This is a genomic window from Pseudomonas silensiensis, from assembly GCF_050434865.1.
Classification (GTDB): domain Bacteria; phylum Pseudomonadota; class Gammaproteobacteria; order Pseudomonadales; family Pseudomonadaceae; genus Aquipseudomonas; species Aquipseudomonas fluorescens_W.
In genome coordinates this window covers 88213-107285 of the sequence record NZ_JBNDJH010000025.1, presented here as the reverse complement: position 1 = coordinate 107285, position 19073 = coordinate 88213, and the positions used below count along the sequence as shown (strand labels likewise).

General features: G+C 60.3%; 18 protein-coding genes. 12 read left to right on the top strand and 6 right to left on the bottom strand.

The window, feature by feature from the left end; genetic code table 11:
- Positions 1 to 56 precede the first annotated feature (56 nt).
- Positions 57 to 1754: an AMP-binding protein gene (locus tag QF010_RS27800; protein ID WP_429534335.1), complete on the bottom strand. Its 1698-nt coding sequence runs from the start codon at positions 1752 to 1754 to the stop codon at positions 57 to 59.
- Positions 1755 to 1959: 205 nt separating this feature from the next.
- Here QF010_RS27800 and QF010_RS27795 point away from each other — a divergent pair, with 205 nt between their 5' ends.
- Genes QF010_RS27795 through QF010_RS27780 form a run of 4 tightly spaced genes read left to right on the top strand, consistent with a single transcriptional unit; the run spans position 1960 to position 7527 of the window.
- Entirely contained in the window at positions 1960 to 3123 is a 1164-nt protein-coding gene (locus QF010_RS27795) for an isovaleryl-CoA dehydrogenase (protein ID WP_033057219.1), read from the top strand.
- A 12-nt stretch (positions 3124 to 3135) separates the two neighbouring features.
- Positions 3136 to 4743: a carboxyl transferase domain-containing protein gene (locus tag QF010_RS27790; protein WP_429534334.1), complete on the top strand. Its 1608-nt coding sequence runs from the start codon at positions 3136 to 3138 to the stop codon at positions 4741 to 4743.
- Positions 4744 to 4756: 13 nt separating this feature from the next.
- A complete protein-coding gene (locus QF010_RS27785) occupies positions 4757 to 5572 on the top strand; it encodes a gamma-carboxygeranoyl-CoA hydratase (protein WP_134099249.1) in 816 nt (271 codons plus the stop codon).
- Positions 5572 to 7527: an acetyl/propionyl/methylcrotonyl-CoA carboxylase subunit alpha gene (locus QF010_RS27780; protein WP_429534333.1), complete on the top strand. Its 1956-nt coding sequence runs from the start codon at positions 5572 to 5574 to the stop codon at positions 7525 to 7527. The genes QF010_RS27785 and QF010_RS27780 overlap by 1 nt, the downstream gene beginning before the upstream one ends.
- A gap of 39 nt (positions 7528 to 7566) precedes the next feature.
- On the opposite strand, the gene QF010_RS27775 is transcribed toward QF010_RS27780, so the two are convergent.
- The gene (locus QF010_RS27775) at positions 7567 to 8217 is read right to left on the bottom strand and encodes a LexA family protein (RefSeq protein WP_033057227.1); all 651 of its coding nucleotides are present in this window, start codon (positions 8215 to 8217) and stop codon (positions 7567 to 7569) included.
- Between the two features lie 129 nt (positions 8218 to 8346).
- Between QF010_RS27775 and QF010_RS27770 the strand changes: the two genes are divergently transcribed.
- Positions 8347 to 8688 carry a DUF6124 family protein gene (locus tag QF010_RS27770; RefSeq protein WP_033057228.1) on the top strand — a complete coding sequence of 114 codons (342 nt, stop codon included), beginning with the start codon at positions 8347 to 8349 and terminating at the stop codon, positions 8686 to 8688.
- Positions 8689 to 9171: 483 nt separating this feature from the next.
- Entirely contained in the window at positions 9172 to 10323 is a 1152-nt protein-coding gene (locus QF010_RS27765) for a M14 family metallopeptidase (protein WP_429534332.1), read from the top strand.
- A 39-nt stretch (positions 10324 to 10362) separates the two neighbouring features.
- On the opposite strand, the gene QF010_RS27760 is transcribed toward QF010_RS27765, so the two are convergent.
- Entirely contained in the window at positions 10363 to 10809 is a 447-nt protein-coding gene (locus QF010_RS27760) for a winged helix-turn-helix transcriptional regulator (RefSeq protein WP_033057394.1), read from the bottom strand.
- Between the two features lie 96 nt (positions 10810 to 10905).
- On the opposite strand from QF010_RS27760, the gene QF010_RS27755 reads away from it, so the two are divergent.
- Positions 10906 to 12123: an MFS transporter gene (locus QF010_RS27755; RefSeq protein ID WP_429534331.1), complete on the top strand. Its 1218-nt coding sequence runs from the start codon at positions 10906 to 10908 to the stop codon at positions 12121 to 12123.
- 117 nt (positions 12124 to 12240) lie between these two features.
- Here QF010_RS27755 and QF010_RS27750 read toward each other — a convergent pair whose 3' ends face one another.
- Positions 12241 to 12786: a cytochrome b gene (locus QF010_RS27750; protein ID WP_046047551.1), complete on the bottom strand. Its 546-nt coding sequence runs from the start codon at positions 12784 to 12786 to the stop codon at positions 12241 to 12243.
- Complete coding sequence (locus QF010_RS27745) at positions 12783 to 13871, bottom strand: catalase family peroxidase (protein ID WP_429534330.1); 1089 nt, start codon at positions 13869 to 13871, stop codon at positions 12783 to 12785. Before QF010_RS27745 ends, QF010_RS27750 begins: the two co-directional genes overlap by 4 nt.
- Before the next feature lie 158 nt (positions 13872 to 14029).
- Between QF010_RS27745 and QF010_RS27740 the strand changes: the two genes are divergently transcribed.
- Together QF010_RS27740 and QF010_RS27735 are read left to right on the top strand one after the other, a co-directional pair.
- Positions 14030 to 14536, top strand: coding sequence for an RNA polymerase sigma factor (locus tag QF010_RS27740; RefSeq protein WP_033057236.1), 507 nt, complete (start codon positions 14030 to 14032; stop codon positions 14534 to 14536).
- Entirely contained in the window at positions 14533 to 15285 is a 753-nt protein-coding gene (locus QF010_RS27735; protein ID WP_429534329.1) for an anti-sigma factor family protein, read from the top strand. The genes QF010_RS27740 and QF010_RS27735 overlap by 4 nt, the downstream gene beginning before the upstream one ends.
- Positions 15286 to 15303: 18 nt before the next feature.
- On the opposite strand, the gene QF010_RS27730 is transcribed toward QF010_RS27735, so the two are convergent.
- Positions 15304 to 16140, bottom strand: coding sequence for an IclR family transcriptional regulator (locus QF010_RS27730; RefSeq protein ID WP_008148459.1), 837 nt, complete (start codon positions 16138 to 16140; stop codon positions 15304 to 15306).
- A gap of 244 nt (positions 16141 to 16384) precedes the next feature.
- Between QF010_RS27730 and QF010_RS27725 the strand changes: the two genes are divergently transcribed.
- Genes QF010_RS27725 through QF010_RS27715 form a run of 3 tightly spaced genes read left to right on the top strand, consistent with a single transcriptional unit; the run spans position 16385 to position 19071 of the window.
- Positions 16385 to 17404: an ABC transporter ATP-binding protein gene (locus tag QF010_RS27725; RefSeq protein WP_429510607.1), complete on the top strand. Its 1020-nt coding sequence runs from the start codon at positions 16385 to 16387 to the stop codon at positions 17402 to 17404.
- Positions 17401 to 18270: an ABC transporter permease gene (locus QF010_RS27720; protein ID WP_033057241.1), complete on the top strand. Its 870-nt coding sequence runs from the start codon at positions 17401 to 17403 to the stop codon at positions 18268 to 18270. The genes QF010_RS27725 and QF010_RS27720 overlap by 4 nt, the downstream gene beginning before the upstream one ends.
- 6 nt (positions 18271 to 18276) lie before the next feature.
- The gene (locus tag QF010_RS27715) at positions 18277 to 19071 is read left to right on the top strand and encodes an ABC transporter permease (RefSeq protein ID WP_033057243.1); all 795 of its coding nucleotides are present in this window, start codon (positions 18277 to 18279) and stop codon (positions 19069 to 19071) included.
- The last annotated feature ends 2 nt before the right edge of the window (positions 19072 to 19073 follow it).

The window sequence follows — 19073 nt, the reverse complement described above, 5'->3', positions numbered from 1 at the left end:
GTAATTTGCAGCGCCACCCCATGTGGAAGCGATCTCGCTCCCACATGGGATTTTCGTCAAATGTTATTGGCCTTCAACTCCTCGATACTGATCTCGCGCATCCGGAACTTCTGGATCTTCCCGGTCACGGTCATCGGAAATTCATCGACGAACTTAAAGTAACGCGGTGTCTTGAAGTGCGCGATGCGCTCTTTGCACCACGCTTGCAGCTCCTGCTCGGTGGCGCTGTGGCCCGGATGGAACTTGATCCACGCGACAATCTCTTCGCCATACCGCGAGCACGGAATCCCGATCACTTGCACATCCGCCACTGCCGGATGGGTAAAGAAGAACTCTTCCAGCTCCCGCGGGTAAATATTCTCGCCGCCGCGGATGATCATGTCTTTGTTACGCCCGGCAATGCATACGTAGCCTTCGTCGTTCATGCTCGCCAGATCACCGGTGTGCATCCAACCGGCCTGATCGATGGCCTCGGCGGTGCCTTGCGGGTTGTTCCAGTAACCGAGCATCACGCTGTAGCCGCGGGTGCACAGTTCGCCGATAGTGCCACGCGGCACCAGGTTGCCCGCCTCGTCGATGATCTTGCTTTCCAGTTGCGGCTGAGTGCGACCGACGGTGGTGACGCGCAACTCCAGTTCGTCTGACGGACCGGTCTGCAACGACACCGGACTTGTTTCCGTCATGCCGTAGGCAATCTGCACTTCGCTCATGTGCATTTCACTGATGACCCGACGCATCACTTCGATCGGGCAGGTCGCCCCGGCCATGATCCCGGTGCGCAGGCTCGACAGATCGAATTCAGCGCGTTTGGGCTGATCGAGCATGGCGATGAACATGGTTGGCACGCCGTAGAGCGCGGTGGCCTTTTCTTCGGCGACGGTGGTCAGGGTCTGCAGCGGATCAAACGCATCGTTGGGGTAAATCATGGTGCTGCCATGGGTCATGCAGCCGAGGTTGCCCATGACCATGCCGAAGCAGTGATACAGCGGCACCGGGATGACCAGACGATCACTCGCGGTCAGGCCGAGGCTTTCGCCGACCATGTAACCGTTGTTCAGAATGTTGTAGTGACTGAGGGTCGCGCCCTTGGGGAAACCAGTGGTGCCGGAGGTGTACTGGATGTTCACCGCCTGGTCGAAATGCAGGCTGTGCTGACGTTCGCTCAACTGCTCGGCCGACACGCTCCCCGCGAGATCGGTCAATTGCGACCACGGCAGGAAACCCGAGGGCGGCTGAGCATCAAGACTGATGACACCGCGCAGTTCCGGCAATCGTTCGCTCTGCAACTTTCCGATGGAGTGCTCAGCCAGCTCGGGAACGAGGCCTTGCAGCATTCCGTGATAGTCGGAGGTTTTGAAGGCTCCGGCGCAGACCAGCCATTGGCAACCGGATTGCTTCAACACGTATTCGAGTTCGGAGCTGCGGTAGGCCGGGTTGATATTGACCAGAATCACGCCAATTTTCGCGCTGGCGAACTGGCTGATACACCACTGGGCGCAGTTCGGCGCCCAAATGCCGAGACGGTCACCGGCCTGCAAACCCAGCGCCAACAGCGCTTTGGCATGCAGGTCTACGGCTTCGGCCAGTTGCTGCCAGGTGTAACGCAACTGTTGATGACGAACGACCAGCGCCTCCCCGGTCGGATACTTCGCGACGGTCTGATCGAACTTCTCGCCGATGGTCATCGCCAGCAAGGCTTTGTCCTGGGAACCACGGGTATAACTGCGCTGCGGGCTTGCACTGGGTTGATCCATGACGACCCCTATTGTCTTTATTAGTGGGTGTTACGGCGGCCCCCCTGTGGGTTGGCTCACCTACTATGAACTGGCTCTACTCTCGCTCAAGTTGACGTTAACGTAAAGGGTGATTGACAGCCATTCGTCCCAGACTTACGTTAACGTAAAGGTGAGAACCAAATCACGGCCCTCCCTACCCTACAAAAAAGCCAAAAGGTGACCCATGAGCTACCCATCCCTGAACTTTGCCCTCGGTGAAACCATCGACATGCTGCGCGATCAGGTTCAGTCCTTCGTCGCCAAAGAGATCGCACCTCGCGCCGCTCAGATCGACATCGACAACCTGTTCCCCGCCGACCTGTGGCGTAAATTTGGCGACATGGGCCTGCTGGGCATTACCGTGCCGGAAGAGTACGGCGGTGCTGGCCTGGGTTACCTGGCCCACGTAGTGGCGATGGAAGAAATCAGCCGTGGCTCGGCCTCGGTTGCCCTGTCCTACGGCGCGCACTCCAACCTCTGCGTCAACCAGATCAACCGCAACGGCAATCACGAACAGAAAACCAAATACCTGCCGAAGCTGATCAGCGGCGAGCACATCGGCGCCCTGGCCATGAGCGAACCGAATGCCGGTTCCGACGTGGTATCGATGAAACTGCGTGCCGACAAACGCGGCGATCACTATGTCCTCAACGGCAGCAAGACCTGGATCACCAACGGCCCTGACGCCAACACCTACGTGATCTACGCCAAGACCGACCTGGAAAAAGGCCCCCACGGCATCACCGCGTTCATCGTAGAACGTGATTCCAAAGGCTTCAGCCGCAGCAACAAATTCGACAAGCTCGGCATGCGCGGTTCCAACACCTGCGAGCTGTTCTTCGACGACGTCGAAGTGCCGGAAGAAAACATTCTCGGCGTGCTCAACGGTGGCGTGAAAGTGCTGATGAGCGGTCTCGATTACGAGCGCGTTGTCCTGTCCGGCGGCCCGACCGGGATCATGCAGGCCTGCATGGACCTGATCGTGCCGTACATCCACGACCGCAAGCAGTTCGGCCAAAGCATCGGCGAGTTCCAGCTGATCCAGGGCAAGGTCGCCGACATGTACACCCAACTCAACGCCAGCCGCGCCTACCTCTATGCGGTAGCGCAAGCCTGCGAACGCGGCGAAACCACCCGCAAGGATGCCGCCGGGGTGATCCTTTACAGCGCCGAACGCGCCACACAAATGGCCCTCGACGCGATCCAGATTCTCGGTGGCAATGGCTACATCAACGAATTCCCGGCCGGTCGTCTGCTGCGTGACGCCAAGCTGTACGAAATCGGTGCCGGCACCAGTGAGATCCGTCGCATGCTGATCGGTCGCGAACTGTTCAACGAAACCCGCTAAACGGAGCTGTCCATGGCTATCCTGCATACCCAGCTCAACCCCCGTTCGGCGGAGTTCGCGGCCAACAGCGCGGCGATGCTCAAACAGGTCGACGCCCTGCACACCCTGCTCGCTAAAGTGCAGCAAGGTGGCGGCCCGAAGGCGCAAGAGCGCCACACCTCGCGGGGCAAACTGCTGCCTCGTGAACGGATCAATCGCCTGCTCGATCCGGGCTCGCCGTTTCTCGAGATCAGCCAACTGGCGGCCTACGAGGTGTATGGCGAAGACGTTCCAGCCGCTGGCGTGATTGCCGGGATCGGCCGTGTGGAAGGCGTCGAATGCATGATCGTCGCCAACGATGCCACCGTAAAAGGTGGCTCGTATTACCCGCTGACCGTGAAAAAACACCTGCGCGCCCAAACCATCGCCCAGCAGAATCGCTTGCCGTGCATCTACCTGGTGGACTCGGGCGGCGCCAACCTGCCGCGTCAGGATGAAGTGTTCCCGGACCGTGAGCACTTCGGACGGATCTTCTTCAACCAGGCCAACATGAGCGCCATGGGCATCCCGCAAATCGCGGTGGTCATGGGTTCCTGCACCGCCGGTGGCGCGTACGTGCCGGCCATGGCCGACGAAGCAATCATGGTGCGTGAACAAGCGACGATTTTCCTCGCCGGCCCGCCACTGGTGAAAGCCGCGACCGGTGAAGTGGTCAGCGCCGAAGACCTTGGCGGGGCCGATGTGCACTGCAAGATTTCCGGGGTGGCCGACCACTACGCCGAGAGCGACGAACACGCCTTGGCCATTGCGCGACGCAGCATTGCCAACCTCAACTGGCGCAAACTCGGTGAACTGCAACAGCGCACGCCCATCGCCCCGCTCTACGCCAGCGACGAGTTGTACGGCGTGGTGTCGGCGGACGCCAAGCAGCCGTTCGACGTGCGCGAAGTGATCGCGCGGCTGGTCGACGGTTCGGTGTTCGACGAATTCAAAGCGCTGTTCGGGACGACCCTGGTGTGCGGCTTTGCCCACCTGCACGGTTACCCGATCGCGATCCTCGCCAACAACGGCATTCTGTTCGCCGAAGCCGCGCAGAAAGGCGCGCACTTTATCGAACTGGCCTGCCAGCGCGGCATTCCGCTGCTGTTCCTGCAAAACATCACCGGTTTCATGGTCGGCCAGAAGTACGAGGCCGGCGGCATCGCCAAGCACGGCGCGAAACTGGTGACCGCCGTGGCGTGCGCCAAGGTGCCGAAATTCACCGTGATCATTGGCGGCAGTTTTGGTGCCGGTAACTACGGCATGTGCGGTCGAGCTTACGATCCACGATTCCTGTGGATGTGGCCGAACGCACGCATCGGCGTGATGGGCGCTGAGCAGGCCGCGGGTGTTTTAGTGCAGGTTAAACGCGAGCAGGCCGAACGCAGTGGTCACGGTTTCAGCGCCGAGCAGGAAGCCGAGATCAAGCAACCGATCCTCGACCAGTACGAAGAACAGGGTCATCCCTACTACTCCAGCGCCCGGTTGTGGGACGACGGTGTCATCGACCCGGCGCAAACCCGCGATGTATTGGCCCTGGCCTTGTCGGCATCGCTGAATGCGCCTGTCGAACAGAGCCGCTTCGGCGTGTTCCGGATGTGATCGGGAGAAAATCATGAGCGACTTCAACACCCTCGAACTGCTGACCGACCCGCGTGGCTTTGCCACCCTGTGGCTCAGCCGTGAAGAAAAGAACAACGCGTTCAACGCCGAAATGATCCGCGAACTGATCCTCGCGCTGGACAAAGTGTCGAGCGACACCAGCCTGCGGTTTCTGCTGGTGCGCGGACGCGGCAAGCATTTCAGCGCCGGCGCGGATCTGGCCTGGATGCAGCAATCGGCCGAACTCGATTACCACACCAACCTCGACGACGCCCGGGAACTGGCGGAGTTGATGTACAACCTCGCCAAGCTGAAAGTCCCGACGCTGGCGGTGGTGCAAGGCGCTGCATTCGGTGGTGCGCTGGGCCTGATCAGTTGCTGCGACATGGCAATTGGCGCCGATGACGCGCAGTTCTGCCTGTCGGAAGTGCGCATCGGCCTGGCCCCGGCGGTGATCAGTCCGTTCGTGGTGCAAGCCATCGGCGAACGTGCGGCACGTCGCTACGCGCTGACCGCCGAGCGTTTCGGCGGACAACGAGCACGGGAAATCGGTTTGTTGTCGGAGAGCTATCCGATCGCTGAGCTGGAACAGAAAGTCGAACAGTGGATCGACAACCTGTTGCTCAACAGCCCGGCCGCCATGCGCGCCAGCAAGGACTTGCTGCGCGAAGTCGGCCACGGCGCGCTGACCCCGGCGCTACGCCGCTACACCGAAAACGCCATCGCCCGCATCCGCGTCAGCCCCGAAGGTCAGGAAGGCTTGCGGGCCTTTCTGCAAAAACGTCCGCCGAGCTGGCAAGCCGAAACCACCACCAAGGAGCCGCGTTGATGAGCGCACCTGTTCTCACCACCCTGCTGGTGGCCAACCGCGGCGAAATCGCTTGCCGGGTGATGCGCACCGCCAAAGCCCTAGGCCTGACCACCGTGGCCGTGCACAGCGCCACGGACCGAGAAGCCCGACACAGCCGCGAAGCGGATATCCGCGTCGACCTCGGTGGCAGCAAAGCCGCCGACAGTTACCTGCAAATCGACAAATTGATCGCCGCCGCCAAGGCCAGCGGTGCTCAGGCGATTCATCCGGGTTATGGCTTTCTTTCCGAGAATGCCGGGTTCGCCCGTGCTATCGAAGAAGCTGGCCTGATTTTCCTCGGCCCGCCCGCCTCGGCCATCGATGCGATGGGCAGCAAATCTGCGGCCAAAGCCTTGATGGAGACGGCCGGCGTGCCGCTGGTGCCCGGCTATCACGGCGAAGCTCAGGACCTCGACACCTTCCGCGACGCCTGCGAACGCATTGGTTATCCGGTGCTGCTCAAAGCCACCGCCGGGGGCGGCGGCAAAGGCATGAAAGTGGTCGAGGATGTCAGCCAATTGGCCGAAGCCTTGGCATCGGCCCAGCGTGAAGCGAAATCCTCATTCGGCGATTCGCGGATGCTGGTGGAGAAGTACCTGCTCAAACCGCGCCACGTAGAAATCCAGGTTTTCGCCGACCAGCATGGCAACTGCCTGTACCTCAACGAACGTGACTGCTCGATTCAGCGTCGACACCAAAAAGTCGTTGAAGAGGCACCCGCTCCAGGCTTGAGCCCGGAACTGCGTCGCGCCATGGGTGAGGCCGCCGTGCGTTCAGCACAGGCCATCGGTTATGTCGGCGCCGGCACCGTGGAATTTCTTTTGGATTCGCGCGGGGAGTTCTTCTTTATGGAGATGAACACCCGTCTGCAAGTCGAACACCCGGTCACCGAAGCCATCACCGGCCTCGACCTGGTCGCCTGGCAGATTCGTGTGGCCCGCGGCGAAGCGCTGCCGATGACTCAAGATCAGGTTCCGCTGATCGGCCATGCCATCGAAGTGCGGTTGTATGCCGAAGACCCGGGCAATGATTTCCTGCCGGCGACCGGTCGACTGGAGCTGTATCGCGAATCCGCGCAAGGTCCGGGACGACGGGTGGACAGTGGCGTCGAAGAAGGCGACGAGATCTCGCCGTTCTACGACCCGATGCTCGGCAAACTTATTGCCTGGGGCGAGGATCGTGAACAGGCGCGATTGCGGCTGCTGAGCATGCTCGATGAGTTTGCCATTGGCGGGCTCAAGACCAACATCAACTTCCTGCGCCGGATCGTCGGCCATCCAGCGTTTGCTGCGGCCGAACTGGATACCGGGTTCATTCCCCGTTATCAAGAAGAACTGCTGCCAGTCGCCTCGGACCTCAGTGACGATTTCTGGCAAGCCGCCGCTCAGGCGTTTGCCCAAAGTCAGCCGAGTTCTCCACGAGCCGACGACCCGGTTTCACCTTGGGCCAACAGCAATGGTTTCCGTGCCGGACTGCCGACAGAAATCACCCTGCATTTGAGTTGTGAAGGCCAGGATCGCGCGCTGACATTGGGCGACGCTGATGCCCACACCGCTCAACTCAAGGGCGAGCAACTGCTGACCGAGCACAACGGCCTGCGCCGTCAGCATCGGGCAATACGCCATGGCGACGTCGTGTATCTGCAATGGGAAGGTGAATTGCGCCGCATCGAGTCCTACGACCCGATCAGTGCCGTCGAAGCCAGTCATAGCCATCACGGCGGGCTGACCGCCCCCATGAATGGCAGCATCGTGCGGGTACTGGTGGAAGCCGGGCAAACGGTCGAAGCCGGGGCGCAGTTGGTGGTGCTGGAGGCGATGAAGATGGAGCACAGCATTCGTGCGCCTCACGCCGGGGTGATCAAGGCGCTGTATTGCCAGGAAGGCGAGATGGTCAGTGAAGGCAGTGCATTGGTCGAGTTTGAAGAAGCATGAAATGAAGATCGGTCCTACGACTTGCGAGGACCGATCTGATTAGAACCTGGCTGTCGCCTGAACCACCACGCCGATAATTCGGCACTCTTCGGTGTAAAGGGCTTTCGGATAGGTCGGATTGAGCGGGACCAGGTAACGCTGCCCGCCCTCTTCGATCAGCTTGCGAAAAGTCGCCTCGGCGCTGTCGGGCCATTGGGCGATCACCAGCTTTCCGGGCTCCGGCACAATGGCCGGGTCCACCAGGATCATCATGCCCTCGGCGATGCTGATTCCCGTGGGCGCGGTCATCGCATCGCCCACCACACTCAGCCAGAAGGCCGGGCCCTGGGCGTGGTAGTCGGTCAGCTCGAAGCGTTCCTCCTTGCGATACACCGTCAGCTCACCATCGCGCAGCTGCGCCGGCTCCTTCCAGTCACTGACCGGGTAGCGGAAGTACGGGTTGTACTTCAGCGCCAGAGGCATCTCCTCCTCTTCCAGGATGAGTGGTTCGCGGATCACCAGCGCTACTTCGAGAAAGTCCATGCCCAGCGCCTTCAACACACGGTTCATGTTGACGACGCCGGGGTCGCGGCGTTTGTTTAGCCAGTGGCCGACGCCGCCCTGGGACATCCCGAGGCGATCTGCGAGTTCGTCTTGAGTGACTTTGAGTTCACTCATCTTGGCCTTGACCAATTCAATCCATTTATCCATGTGCGGCACGATACGTGGGCGCCTCCGGCCGTCAAAACACAAATTGTAGTATTTAATCTCTCGTCATAAATACAGTACGTACTAGGATGGGTTCACGGATCTGAATCTATCACGGAGTTTGCCATCGCCATGTCCATCCCCTGCAACGACCTGCCTGACATGCAAATCGACACGTCCCTCACCTCGCCAAAAGGCTCTGCCGCCGCGCAACGAGCGCTGGACTATTACTTGAAACCAGCTGTTTCAGAGGAAGCGGTCGAAGAACGTTTCTTTGACGTAAACCGCAACATCAGTGGCGAAGAGGCGCTGGTCCATGCCACGGATTTGCTACGTTGTGCCGCTGCCATCGCGTACGAGTCAGCCAGCAATTTGCAGGGCGCAAGTCGGGACCTGGCGTTTTCGGCGGTGCACATGATCGACATGGCCAGGGCGATGGTGGATCGATCCCTGGAGGGCGATCAGAACGGGTGACACATGGGTGCTTGCGAGGAGGACGGGAAAGATTTTTCCAATCGCGCAGATAAAAGCATTTGACTTGCAAACGAGAATGATTATTATTGCACGCAGCTGATCGCGAGATCAGTCGATTGTCCAAGTGACCTTAGGTCGGTCTCCTGGACTATCTCCTCATCAGGCTAATCACGGTTTTTGACCCGGCTTTTTGCCGGGTCTTTTTTTTGCCAGTTAATCTGGCTTTACCTTCAGGCTAATGAAGTCTTTAGTGCTGCAAATTCGAATGGCGCGGATGATATCAAAAGAATATTCGTTAGCAAGAGAAGCCCGGCATCATTGGCCCAAACTAATAAAAAATAGCGCTTGAGAATCAATCACACAGTCTCTAAGCTGCGTCGGCGTCAAGGAGGACGCCCCCCGCTTCAGCCCAGAATTTCCCCCGGTTTTTCCCTTCCCAGCGTGTAAAGTAGCAGCCATAAAAATCATATTCAGGAATCGACTATGAGCGTGGCTAAATCTTCTTTCGACATCAGTGCCGACTTCGACAGTGGCAACATTGAAGTGCTGGACATCAGCAATCCGTTGCAAGCCCTGCTGGCCATCAAGCCAGACACCCGCAGCCAGCACTTTCAGTGGTTCCACTTCAAGGCCAGCGGTCTGCACGTCGGTCAGGAACACTGGTTTCGTCTGAACAATGCCAGCAAGTCCTCCTACAACAAAGCCTGGGATGGTTATCAGGCGGTGGCGTCCTACGACCACGTCAACTGGTTCCGGGTGCCGACCATTTTCGAAGGTGACTGCCTGCGCTTCAGCCTTGAAGCCACCGCCACCCATGCCTGGTTTGCTTACTTCGAACCCTACAGCCGCGGTCGCCATGACTGGTTGATCGAGCAAGCGCTGACCAAGGCCGGCACCGAACTGCTGGCCACCGGCAAAAGTGTCGAAGGTCGGGACATCCAGCTGCTGCGTAAAGGCACGGGCGCCGAAGGTCAGCGCAAGGTCTGGATCATCGCCCAGCAACACCCCGGCGAACACATGGCCGAGTGGTTCATGGAAGGCGTGATCGAACGTCTCGAAAAACACGACGATCCGGTACTGAACAAACTACTGGCCAGTGCCGATCTGTACCTGGTTCCGAACATGAATCCGGACGGCGCTTTCCACGGTCACCTGCGCACCAACGCCATGGGCCAGGACCTGAACCGTGCCTGGCAGAGCGCCAGCCAGGAAGTCAGCCCGGAAGTGCTGTTCGCTCAGCAGCAGATGGAAAAATACGGCGTGGACCTGTTCCTCGACGTCCATGGCGATGAAGAAATCCCCTACGTGTTCACCGCCGGTTGCGAAGGTAACCCGGGGTACACGCCACGGATCGAAAAACTCGAAGAGCATTTCCGCAGTCATCTGAAGCACCTGACCAAGGACTTTCAGACCAAGCACGGCTACACCCGCGACGAACCGGGCAAAGCCAACATGACCCTGGCGTGCAATGCCGTCGGCGAGAAATTCGACTGCCTGTCGCTGACCCTCGAAATGCCCTTCAAGGACAACAATGATGCGCCGAATGCGCTGACTGGCTGGTCTGGCAAGCGCTCGAAGCAGTTGGCCAAGGATGTGCTGACCACCGTGGCTGACATGATCAATACCTTGCGTTGATCACGTTCGATGGCTGCATGCACGGCATGCAGCCATGCTTCACTCGGCGGCGATCCGCACGCAATCCTCAGGTCCCAGCAAGCGCCCATCCTCGGCGCGTAATTCCAGCGTTTGCACCGGTCGGCCGTTCTCTCGGTCAACAACCCGCGAGTGCGCCTCCCCTGCCTCATAGAAAAACGCCTCGCCCCATTGGCGCAATCCGATGATCAACGGAAACAGGCCTTTGCCTTTCTCGGTCAGCACATATTCCTGATACGCACTGCCGTCCGATGCCGGCACCAGGTCGAAAATGCCGTGGGCCACCAGGGTGCGCAGCCGCGCAGACAAAATATTCTTGGCCATGCCCAAACTGCGCTGAAACTCCCCGAACCGGCGCATGCCGTCAAATGCATCGCGCACGATCAGCAACGACCACCAATCACCAATGGCATCCAGGGAACGGGCAACCGGGCATTCGGCGTTTTCCATGCTTGTACGTTTAGCCATGAGCGCGCTCACATCCATCAAATGTAGTTGCAATATAAAACCAGCTTCCTTACCGTACAACTGGTTTCAATTTGAAACCACATAAGGAAGCCCGTCATGAAACCTGAACATCCATTGAGCGGCGCCGTGGTGCTGCTGTTTGCCATCGCCTGTGGCCTGGCCGTCGGCAATGTTTACTACGCACAGCCGCTGCTCGATGCCATGGCCGAGGCCTTCGCCATGGACCCCGCCACCATCGGCATCGTCGTCACGCTGACTCAAGTCGGTTACGGCGCAGGCCTGGTGTTGCTGGTGCCGCTGGGTGACCTGTTCAATCGCCGACGCCTGATCGTTACGCAAACGGTGCTTTCGTCGCTGGCCTTGCTCGCGATTGCACTGGCGCCTAATAACATCTGGCTACTGATCGGCATGACATTGACCGGTTTTTTGGCTGTCGTAACCCAAGTGCTGGTGGCCTACGCCGCGACATTGGCCATCCCGGAACAGCGAGGGCGTGTGGTCGGAGTGGTCACCAGCGGCATCGTCGTCGGCATTCTGCTCGCCCGGACAGTGGCCGGCGGCATGGCTGACCTCGCCGGTTGGCGTTCGATTTATCTGTTGTCAGCGGGTTTGACGCTGGTGATGGCGTTGCTGCTGTTTCGTGTGTTGCCCAAACATGAAGATGCGCAACCCGCCAGTTCCTACGGCGCCTTACTGGGCTCGGTATTTACGCTGTTCAAGGAAGAACCGGTGCTGCGCCAGCGTGCGGTGCTCGCGCTACTGACCTTCGCCAGCGCCATGGTGTTGTGGACGCCCATGGTGCTGCCGCTGAGCGTCCCGCCGCTGTCGTTGTCCCACACACAAATCGGATTATTCGGACTGGCAGGTGCCGCCGGTGCACTGGCCGCCGCTCGCGCCGGGCATTTGGCTGATCGTGGACTGGGACAATCGACCAGCGGTTTGTCACTCTTGGTGATGCTGGTTTCCTGGCTGCCGATCGCCTTCACCCAGTCCTCATTGTGGGCCTTGCTGCTTGGCGTGATTACCTTGGATCTGGGTTTGCAGGCCGTGCACGTCACCAGCCAGAGCATGATCTACAGCGTGCGCCCCGAAGCCCAAAGCCGACTCACCGCCGGCTACATGCTGTTCTATTCAATTGGCAGCGCCTTGGGGTCAATCGGTTCGACGGCAATGTACGCGTGGGCCGGGTGGCTCGGCGTATGCCTGCTGGGCGCAGGCATCAATGCTGTGGCGTTGGGTTATTGGTGGCTGACACTCGCCCCCCAGACACTTGAATCCTGTGGCGAGGGAGCTTGCTCCCGCTCGCCTGCGTAGCAGGCGCAAAACCTGTATCTGCGTGGTTTCCGACACTACTGTGTTGCAATTGATGGGGCTGCTTCGCAGCCCAGCGGGAGCAAGCTCCCTCGCCACAATGTTGTGCCAACCTTTAGATCAACCGCGATCCTTGCCCCGCAACATACTGTCCAGCACCTCATCGCGGCGCACCCAGCCGTGAAACAACGCCGCCGCCAAATGCAGCAGCACCGTCAGGAACAGCAAGTACGCCAGATACCCGTGAGCCTTGCGCAGGAACGCAAACACTTGCGCATTCGCCGGGACGATCGACGGCAACTGCAAGGAGCTGCTGAGCATCACCGGATCCCCCGCCGCCGAAATCATCGCCCAACCCAGCAGCGGCAGAATCAGCATCAAGGCGTACAACAAGACATGCGAAGCCTTGGCCGCCAGTGCTTGCCAACCCGGCAGATCTGCCGGCAGCGGTGGCTGTTGCGTGGAAAAGCGCACGGCCAGGCGCACGATCACCAGCAACAGAATCGCGACGCCCAAAGGTTTGTGCAGATGAATCAGCCACTCATGACGCTCGGACACCGAAGCGGCCATGCCCGCGCCGATAAACAGCATGGCAATGATCATCAGCGCCATCAGCCAGTGCAGCAATCGCGCTAAAGGCGCGAAATGGTTCGGTTGAGCGCTCATTGATGAGACTCCTGTTTATTAGCGGCGGGCAACTGGCTGACTTCACTGGTACGACGCAAGTAGGAAGTGGCGTACCCCGCCGAACGAGCGGCGAGCAATGGGTCGTCGGAACCTTCTATGCCGGCGGGCAGTACCAGCGGGTCGTAGTTGATATCACGGCATTCGCCATTGAGTTGCGGCTGGGTGCTTTCGAGCACCAGGGTGCCGGCGTTCAACACTTTGCGACCCTCGGGCCAGGACTTGCTGGCGTCGTTGACTGGATCACCGGGATTGGCCAGTGTGATGTTCAGCTGCCAACGTAGCGGCCCTGCGGAAATCCGCTGAACCAGGTCCTTTTCCAGGAAATCTCCACCCTCAGGCGCCGTAGCACCTGCGGCATCCTGAGCGACGGGCACCATGCTCCAGCGCACCGCTTGCCGTTGCCCGGCCGCGTTCACCAGGTAAAACGCATTGACGCTGTTGTAGGTTTCCGTCACGTAACTGGCCGACGGCTTGGCGGTTTTGATCCAGGCCAGGAACGGTCCAGCTTCCGGGTGCGAGCCGAAGAACGCCGGCACCGCAGCCGGGTTCGGCTTGCCGGTGGCCGGGTCCGGTGACTGGGCTTGTTGCAATTGGTAGAACGCTTCGGGCGTACCCACCGGGAACACCGACATGCTGTTCATCCCGGTGCGCCATTGCTGGCCGTTGGCCTGGGTGAATCGCAACGCCAGGCTACGGATCGGCACGCTGTTGTCCGGCGCATAAGGATTACCGGCCGGCAATGCGAAACGCCCGACCACCGGGGTCCGCGCTACATTGAACACTTGAGCGCTGGAATAGCTGCGCGCCTCACCGCTGCTCTCGAAATGCCCGATCACGCACACCCCTTTGGAGTGGTTACGCCGGAAACCCGGGTGCACGCCGTTGTTGGTCTCCAGCACATTGATCAGTTTTTTCGGCGTCAGGCGCTGTGGGTCGAAGGTGCCGTTAACGTAGGCAAAAGCCCCGGCCAGGACGGCAACCACCACAGCGATACCGGCCAGACGTAATGTCAGGCTCGCCGCACTCAAGGGTGGCCGGGTGGGCGGTGATGAGCGATCTACCATGAAAGACTCCAGGGCCATCGGCCACAAGTGAGAAGGATCAAGCAGACGAACCCCATGGCGGTTTATTCCATCGCGCGGTGTTTATTTTTTCGGGCGTGGAATAACCTCGCATGCCGGGCGTCTTCCTAGTCCACAGCGTAGTGACTAGCCAGAATTTCATGAACGATATCGACGAACAGCTGCGAGAAATCATTCCCCGATTGCGCCGGTTTGCCCTGTCGTTGACGCGCAATCCCAGCAGCGCCGACGACCTGGTGCAATCTTGCCTTGAGCGCGCGCTGTCGAGTTGGGGCGACAAACGCCCCGAGGGCGACTTGCGCGCCTGGTTGTTTTCGATTCTGTATCGGCAGTTTCTCGATGCTCACCGGCGCTCCCGGCGTTATGCGCGGATGCTCGAATTCTTTACCGGGCGAGACGATTCACAGCCGTCGGTGGAACGCACCGTGATCGCCCAATCGACCCTGAAAGCCTTCGATCAACTCACCACTGAACAGCGCGCCCTGCTGCTCTGGGTCTCGGTCGAAGGCTTGAGTTACAAAGAGGTCGCCGAGATTCTCGACGTCCCTACCGGCACCGTAATGTCCCGCCTGTCCCGTGCCCGCCAGGCCTTGCGCCAGTTGAGCGACGGCGAAATCACCCGCCCTTCTCTGCGGAGACTCAAATGATCAGCCTGCCCCCAAGCGAGCGTGACCTGCACGCTTATGTCGACCAGCAACTCAGCGAGGCCGACCGACGTCTGGTGGAGACTTTTCTGGCCAGCAACGCTGAGGTGGCTGCCCAAGTGCGCGCCTGGCAGCAGGACGCCCAGCAATTGCGCGCGGCATTGAGCGGCGCCCTGCAGCAACCGGCCAACCCGAACCTCGACCCGGCGCTGATTCGTCAACGCCTCAAACGACAATCCCGCCGTCACCTGGCCAGCGCCGCGGTGTTGCTGATCGCGGTCAGCGTCGGCGGGCTCGGCGGTTGGCAAGCCCGGGAGATGATGCTCATCAGTGCCATGCCGCCGATGACCGATGCCCTGCAGGCCTATCGCCTGATTGCCCAGCAAGGCATCCTGCCGGCTGATTACAAAGTCAGCGACGACGGCGACATGCAGGGTTGGCTCGACCGCTATTTCACTCAAGCCAATCGCTTGCCTGACCTCTCGGGCGCCGGTTTCAAACCGGTCAGCGGGCGCTTGCTGAGCACCGAGCAAGGGCCGGCGGCGATGGTGGTCTACGAGGATCAAAGCGGCCATAAAGTCAGCTTCTACGTCCGTCCACCGGGTCCGAAAAACTACCTGTTGCCGAGGGGCAGTCGCAGCGATGGCGAGTTGCAGGCCGAGTACTGGTCAGGGGGCGGATACAACTACGCGATGGTCAGCCCGAGTGATACGCCGGCGGCGCAGATGCTCAAGCAAACCGTGCAGTTCTGACCTCTGACACTGGGGCAATCAGCCCTGCCCGAACACTTGCGAAGGCCTGCGCAGCAACGGGTCGAACGGGTTGATCCGCGGCCCGATCAATGCTGCTTCGCGCTTGAGCATTTCCACCACCGTCGGCAAGCGATCCGGCCCCAGCCGATCACTCACGGTCGCCACACTCAGTGCCGCGACTGCCCGCCCTTCACGATCCAGGATCGGCACCGCCACCCCGGCCATGCCCTGCAACACGCCAGTGTTGCGCCCGGCATAACCGAGCTTGCGCACGTTCTCGACTTCCGAGCGCAGGAACACTTCGTCGTACAGGTGGAAATCCTTGAGCCGCGGCAAGTTGTAGTGAATCACCGTGTCGCGCTCTTCTTCCGGCAAAAACGCCAGAATCGCCAGGCTGCCCTGCCCCACGCCCAGCGCCACCCGCCCGCCGATGTCACCGGTAAAGGTGCGGATCGGAAACGGCCCTTCGCTGCGATCCAGGCAGATCGCATCAAACCCACTGCGCGCCAGCAAGAACAACGAATCCCCCAACGACGCTGACAGCCGCAGCAACGCCGGACGCACCAGTTCGCGCAGGTTTCCGGTGTTCCCGGCGCGAGCCGCCAGAGCAAAGAACTCCAGACTCAAGCGATAGCGTTTGCTGCGCGCATCCTGCTCGACCATGCCCTCATCCATCAGGCTGCGCAGCAATCGGTGCGTGGTCGGTTGCGACAGGCCAATGCGCTGGGCCAGTTGCGTCACCCGCTCCCCGCCCTCGACGGTGTCACCCAGACTGCGCAGCACGGCAAACAGTCTGGAGACCGCGCCAACACCGACATCACTTTTACTTTCATTCCGCTCAATGGAATCTGTCATGGGTTTTCCCGAGTATTAATTTACTCACCGAATGAAACTGAAAATAGTCATCGCTTCAGTGAAATAGGCCATTGAGCCCATCCTATTCTTCGTCCTACTCTGCGTCCAGACAGGGGCGATTCGAACAACAGCGGCAGCCGACAGAAGTCGAGCGCCAACGCACCCAGAAACATTTTTTCGTATCTGCCCATACAAAAAAGCGCGCCTTCGGGCGACGCATAACAATCTCAGGTGGAGCGCAGTTATGGCTTTTGTGCAACTTGAAGGACTCGGCAAACGTTACGGTGAAATCGACGCCGTCGTTGCCACCAACCTCTCGGTCGAGAAAGGCGAGTTTGTCTCGCTGCTCGGCCCTTCCGGATGCGGTAAAACCACCACCCTGCAAATGATCGCCGGCTTCGTCGAAGTCACGAGCGGTCGCATTGTGCTGGACGGTCGCGACATCACCCACGCCAAACCCGCCAGCCGTGGTCTGGGCGTGGTGTTCCAGAGCTACGCGCTGTTCCCGCACATGACCGTGAAAGACAACGTCGCCTTCGGCCTGCGCATGCGCAAAGTGCCCGGTGCCGAGTTGCAGCAGCGAGTGGAGCGGGTGCTGAAACTGGTACGCCTCAACCAGCATGCAGAGCGTTACCCCCGAGAACTCTCCGGCGGTCAGCGTCAACGCGTTGCATTGGCTCGGGCCCTGGTGATCGAACCGCCGGTGCTGCTGCTCGATGAGCCGCTGTCCAACCTCGACGCCAACCTGCGCGAAGAGATGCAATTCGAGATCCGCCGCATTCAGCGCGAAGTCGGAATCACCACACTGATGGTCACCCATGACCAGTCCGAAGCGCTGTCCATCAGCGACCGCGTGGTGGTGATGCAGGCCGGGCGCATCACCCAAATCGACGCGCCCTACACCCTCTACGAACACCCACGCACCGAGTTCATTTCCGGTTTCGTCGGCAAAGCCAATCTGCTGCCGGGTGAGCGTGATGGCGCGGGAGTGGTCCAGGTTCGCAGTGGCGGCGAACTGACCCTGAGTCTGCGTCCGGAAAAAATCGATCTGCGGGACAAAGGTCAGGGTCGCTTGCAAGGCAACATCGTCAGCCGCTTCTTTCTAGGCAGCCAATGGCTGTACGGCGTATCGACCACTCTGGGCGAACTCAGCGTAGTACGCCGCAACGACGGTTCGGCACCGCTGACTGAAGGCACGGCGGTCGGCCTCGATTGGGACGCGGCGCTGTTGCGGGTACTGAGTGTCGACGAGGTGCCGGCATGAGTACGCTTGTCGCCATTCGTCAGGGACGCCAGGGTTACTGGCTGTCGGCACCGGCCCTGGCCTTATACCTCAGCCTGCTGGTTATCCCGCTGCTGCTGACCTTGGTGCTGTCGTTCAACGTCTTCGACTACAGCTCGGGGATCAACGGCGACGCCTTCACCCTCGATCATTACAGCAGCCTGTTGGGTGACTCGTACTTCTACGAAATCTTTTTGCGCACGATGTGGATCAGCGCCCTGACCACCCTGCTCTGCGTGGTGATCGGCGTACCCGAGGCCTACATCCTCAGTCGCATGGGCACGCCGTGGCGCTCGATTTTCCTGATTCTGATCCTCACCCCGTTGCTGATTTCGGTGGTGGTGCGCGCCTTCGGCTGGAGCCTGTTGCTCGGCGCCGACGGCCTGGTCAACCAGACCCTGCAAGCCTTCGGCGGCTCGCCGATGAAACTGCTCTACACGCCGTTCGCGGTGGTGATTGCGCTGGTCCACGTGATGCTGCCGTTCATGATCATTCCGGTCTGGACCTCGCTGCAAAAACTCGACCCAGCCGCCGAGCAGGCCGCGATGTCCCTCGGCGCCAGCCACTTCACCGTGATGCGCCAAGTGGTGTTGCCGCAAATCATGCCCGGCGTGCTCTCGGGCACCTTGATCGTGTTTGGCCTTGCAGCCAGTTCGTTTGCCATCCCCGGCCTGCTCGGCGGACGCCGGATAAAAATGGTCGCCACGCTGATCTACGACCAGTACCTGTCGGAGCTCAACTGGCCGATGGGCGCGGCCATCGCCGTGGCCCTGCTGTTGCTCAACCTGCTGATCATGCTGTCGTGGAACCGGATGATCGAAGGCCGCTACAAGAAGTCATTGGGATAACTCGTCATGTCCAAGAACGGTCCTTTCGCCCTGCTGTTCCATACCCTGGTGGTGCTGTTCATGCTGGCGCCGCTGGTGGTGGTCTGCCTCGTGGCCTTCACCCCGGAAAACACCCTGAGCCTGCCGACCACCGAGTTTTCCCTGCGCTGGTTCCGCGCGGTGTTCGAGCGTGCTGACTTTGTCGATGCGTTCTACAACAGCCTGATCCTGGCCTTTTGCGCGGCCAGTCTGGCGACACTGATCGCGGTGCCGGCGGCGCTGGCGATCACGCGCTTCGAGTTCCCCGGCCGGGACTTTTTCAACGGTCTGTTCCTGTCGCCGATCATCATTCCGCACTTGGTGCTGGGGGTGGCGTTACTGCGCTTGTTTGCGTTGATGGGCGTCAACGGCAGCTTCGCCTGGCTGATCTTCGCCCATGTGCTGGTGATCACGCCCTATGTGCTGCGGCTGGTGCTGGCGTCGGCCATCGGCCTGGATCGCAGCGCCGAACACGCCGCGCAATCCCTCGGTGCCGGGCGCTTCACACTGTTCAGGGAAATCACCTTGCCGATGATTCTGCCGGGGGTGGCCGGTGGCTGGCTGCTGGCGTTCATCAACAGTTTCGATGAGGTCACGCTGTCGATTTTCGTCACCTCGCCGGCCACGCAAACCTTGCCGGTGCGGATGTACGTTTACGCCACCGAATCCATCGATCCGATGATGGCGGCGGTGTCGGCACTGGTGATTGGGCTGACCGCGCTGACGATGATTTTGCTCGACCGGGTCTACGGCCTCGATCGGGTTCTGGTGGGCAAACAATGAGG